Origin of the sequence: Phaeobacter sp. HF9A (assembly GCF_011806385.1) — a bacterium.
In the GTDB taxonomy this organism is placed as follows: domain Bacteria; phylum Pseudomonadota; class Alphaproteobacteria; order Rhodobacterales; family Rhodobacteraceae; genus Epibacterium.
The window spans coordinates 1-2,250 of record NZ_JAATOX010000233.1; the positions used below are offsets into that span (position 1 = coordinate 1).

Below are 2,250 nucleotides of genomic sequence, written 5' to 3' on the forward strand. Positions count from 1 at the left end.
CGGTGTGTGATCCGGCGCGGCGGCCTTTGCCCATGGCGCGCAGATCAGCGCCAGAGCGCAGAAGGCGGCGAGCGCTCTCATTTCTTCGGCCCGCGCCCGAAGTCCGGCGCGGCGGTGTCCTGGCCCGCCTCGATAATGCCCCGCCGAATGGCGCGGGTTCTGGTGAAATAGGCGTGCAGATGATCCCCGTCGCCGGTGCGGATCGCCCGCTGCAAGGCAAAGAGCTCCTCGGTGAAGCGGCCCAGAATCTCCAGCGTGGCCTCCTTGTTGGAGAGGAACACATCGCGCCACATGGTCGGATCGGAGGCCGCGATACGGGTGAAGTCGCGAAAGCCCGCGGCGGAGTATTTGATCACCTCGCTGTCGGTCACCCGGCGCAGATCATCCGCCACGCCGACCATCGTATAGGCAATGAGGTGCGGCGCATGGCTGGTCACCGCCAGCACCAGATCATGGTGTTCGGCGTCCATCTCATCGACATTGGCGCCCATCCCCTCCCAGAGCCTGCGCAGGCGGGCGACGGCCTCGGGGTCGCTGCCCTCAACCGGCACCAGCAGGCTCCAGCGGTTGTCGAACAATTCAGCAAAGCCCGCCTCGGGGCCGGAATGTTCGGTGCCCGCGAGCGGGTGCGAGGGCACGAAATGCACGCCCTTGGGGATATGCGGCGCGACATCGGCGATCACCTGCGCCTTGACCGAGCCCACGTCAGAGACCGTGGCCCCCGGCATCAGGGCGGGCGCGATCTCTGCCGCCACCGCGCCCATGGCCCCGACCGGCACGCAGAGCACCACCAGATCGGCCCCCTCGACCGCCTCGGACGCGCTGTCGCAAACCCGGTCACAGAGGCCGATGCGCCGGGCGGTGTCGCGGGTCTCGCTGCTGCGGGCATAGCCGGTGACCTCGCCCGCCAGCCCGGCGCGTTTGATCGCCCAGAACATCGAGGAGGCAATCAGCCCCAGACCAATCAGCGCCACGCGGTTGTAGACGGGGGTGTCTTGCGCCGCGCTCATTCCTCCGCGCCCCGCCCGGCCTTGAAGTCCTTGATCGCGGCGGCCACGGCACGGCAGGCCGCCTCGTCGCCGATGGTGATGCGCAGGGCGGTGGGCAGGTTATACCCCGCCACCCGGCGCACGATCAGCCCGCGCGCCTTGAGGAAGCTATCGCAGGCTTCGGCCTCGGCCTGGCTGGCAAAGCGCGGCAGGATGAAGTTGGTGCAGGAAACATCCGAGGGCAGCCCCAGTTCGGCCAGCTGATCCGCCAGCCAGCTGCGCCATTTGGCGTTTTCCTTGCGGCAATGCTCCACATAGGCCTGATCGCGCACGGCAACCTCTGCCCCGGCAAGGCCGGTGATCGAGACATTGAACGGCCCGCGCACCCGGTTCAGCACGTCGATGATTTCCTTGGGGCCATAGCCCCAGCCGACGCGCGCCCCACCCAGCCCGTAAATCTTGGAGAAGGTCCGCGTCATCACCACATTGTCGCGCGCCTCGACCAGCGCCGCACCGGCGTCAAACCCGGCGACATATTCCGCATAGGCGCCGTCCAGCACCAGAAGCGCGCCCCTGGGCAGCCCATCGGCAAGACGGGCGACCTCGGCGTCGGAAATCATCGTGCCGGTGGGGTTGTTGGGGTTGGCGATAAAGACCAGTTTGGTCTGCGCCGTGCAACCCGCCAGCAGCGCGTTGACATCGGTGACCCGCTCGCGCTCCTTCACCTCCACCGGGGTGGCCCCGGCGGCCAGTGCGGAGATGCGATACATGGCAAAGCCGTGCTCGGTATAAAGCACCTCATCGCCCGGTCCGGCGTAGCATTGGCAGAGGAAGGCGATGATCTCGTCACTGCCCGCGCCGCAGATGATCCGCGCGGCATCAAGCCCGTGCGTTTCGGCGATGGCGGTGCGGAGGGCGATATGGTCGGAGCTCGGGTAGCGATGCATCCTGCTGGCGGCCTCGGCCATGGCCTCCACCACCTTGGGGCTGGGGCCCAGCGGGTTTTCATTGGAGGACAGCTTGGTCACATTGCTCACCCCATCCACATGGGCCGCGCCCCCCTCATAAAGGGCAATGTCCATGATACCGGGTTGCGGCGTGATTTGGGTCATATCGTCAGAGCTCCTTCGCGAACCCTTCCCTCTTAACGCCAGGCTCGGCGCGGGAAAAGCGGCAACTGACCGCGCGTGTATCGTTGCGCCCTACATCCGCGACGCACATGGCCCCGGCGGCACTCCCGCCCGTCCTCACGGCCCCTTTC

Annotated in this window: 2 protein-coding genes; both read right to left on the reverse strand. The window is 67.2% G+C overall.

Annotated features, from left to right (window positions below):
- Nucleotides 1–77: 77 nt before the first annotated feature.
- Nucleotides 78–1,010, reverse strand: coding sequence for a prephenate/arogenate dehydrogenase family protein (locus tag HCZ87_RS20580; protein ID WP_167646973.1), 933 nt, complete (start codon nt 1,008–1,010; stop codon nt 78–80).
- Entirely contained in the window at nt 1,007–2,101 is a 1,095-nt protein-coding gene (hisC, locus tag HCZ87_RS20585; RefSeq protein ID WP_167646975.1) for a histidinol-phosphate transaminase, read from the reverse strand. The genes HCZ87_RS20580 and hisC overlap by 4 nt, the downstream gene beginning before the upstream one ends.
- Between the last annotated feature and the right edge of the window lie 149 nt (nt 2,102–2,250).